This is a genomic window from Tritonibacter sp. SIMBA_163 (genome assembly GCF_046535935.1).
Taxonomy (GTDB): domain Bacteria; phylum Pseudomonadota; class Alphaproteobacteria; order Rhodobacterales; family Rhodobacteraceae; genus Epibacterium; species Epibacterium scottomollicae.
This window is the reverse complement of record NZ_JAWJBP010000315.1, coordinates 1-279: the sequence shown is the minus strand read 5'-3', so window position 1 is coordinate 279 and position 279 is coordinate 1. Positions and strand designations below refer to the sequence as shown.

Genomic DNA, 279 nt, shown 5'->3' with positions numbered 1-279 from the left:
GGCGAGCGAAATGCTCAAGGTGTTCGAGCCGGTCCCGCAATTGAGCGCGGACGTGCGCGTCGGCCAGCCGGCCCGGCTGCTGACGGCGGGGCCGGTCCGTCGCGCCCTGGCTGCGGCGGAACGCGCGCTCGCCGCGGGCTGCGCGGGTGGACGGCTGGTCGTCCGGCCGAGCGGGACCGAGCCGCTGGTGCGGATCATGGCGCAGGGCGACGACGCGGGGCTGATCGCGCGCGTGGTCGACGCGTTGAGCGCCGAGCTGGCCGCGGCCGCGGCAGGGGA

At 77.4% G+C, this 279-nt stretch carries 1 pseudogene; it reads left to right on the top strand.

The window, feature by feature from the left end:
• Positions 1-279: pseudogene (locus tag R0J92_RS22540) on the top strand (phosphoglucosamine mutase); the annotation flags it as partial.